The organism is Pseudoalteromonas sp. ND6B, from assembly GCF_000764215.1.
GTDB lineage: Bacteria > Pseudomonadota > Gammaproteobacteria > Enterobacterales > Alteromonadaceae > Pseudoalteromonas > Pseudoalteromonas tetraodonis.
Map to the genome: position 1 here is coordinate 1 of NZ_JQFL01000063.1, position 818 is coordinate 818.

The window sequence follows — 818 nt, forward strand, 5'->3', positions numbered from 1 at the left end:
GAAGTAGATAGTCTAACCCTCGGGAGGACGTTTACCACGGAGTGATTCATGACTGGGGTGAAGTCGTAACAAGGTAGCCCTAGGGGAACCTGGGGCTGGATCACCTCCTTATACGATTTAGAACTTATTTGTTCGTAGTGTCCACACAGATGATTGTTAATTGTAAAGAGAACAACACTTATTGTTTGGGTCTGTAGCTCAGCTGGTTAGAGCGCACCCCTGATAAGGGTGAGGTCGGTAGTTCAAATCTACTCAGACCCACCACTTCTTCTTAATACTTCGTTGTAAGCTTCGTTGTTTAGTAAACTAAACGGCCTCAACTTACGCCTTGTCTTAAAAAGAAGTCGGTATACAAACAGTAAGACCAGCATATGTGGGGCTATAGCTCAGCTGGGAGAGCGCCTGCCTTGCACGCAGGAGGTCAGCAGTTCGATCCTGCTTAGCTCCACCACTTTACTTCTTAAAAATAAATATTCTTTTATCGGGTAGCACAATCACCTGAGAATAGAGTGTGTTTAATTTTGAGAAGTTTTTGATTCTCTGCTCTTTAAAAATTTGGAAAAGCTGATAATAAAATTCGTATGAATAACAGTGTTATTTGTACAGAGTTTTCAAAAGTAAAAAAGAATGATAGCAGTATCATTCAGTGCCATTTAATAAACGTTTAACGTTTATTGATTGGTATCTACTTTAGTATTCAATATTAACTTCTGGCGAAGTTAAACTGTCACAAAACAAAGACCCGTTTGGGTTGTATGGTTAAGTGACTAAGCGTACACGGTGGATGCCTTGGCAGTTGGAGGCGATGAAGGACGTAT

The 818-nt window shown here is 40.7% G+C and carries 2 tRNA genes and 1 rRNA gene; all 3 read left to right on the forward strand.

From position 1 onward, the window contains the following. A 16S ribosomal RNA gene (locus ND6B_RS0119405) occupies window positions 1-111 on the forward strand; the annotation flags it as partial. A 76-nt stretch (window positions 112-187) separates the two neighbouring features. Continuing rightward, a tRNA-Ile gene (locus ND6B_RS04475) sits at window positions 188-264 on the forward strand. 111 nt (window positions 265-375) lie between these two features. Beyond that, window positions 376-451, forward strand: a tRNA-Ala gene (locus ND6B_RS04470). The last annotated feature ends 367 nt before the right edge of the window (window positions 452-818 follow it).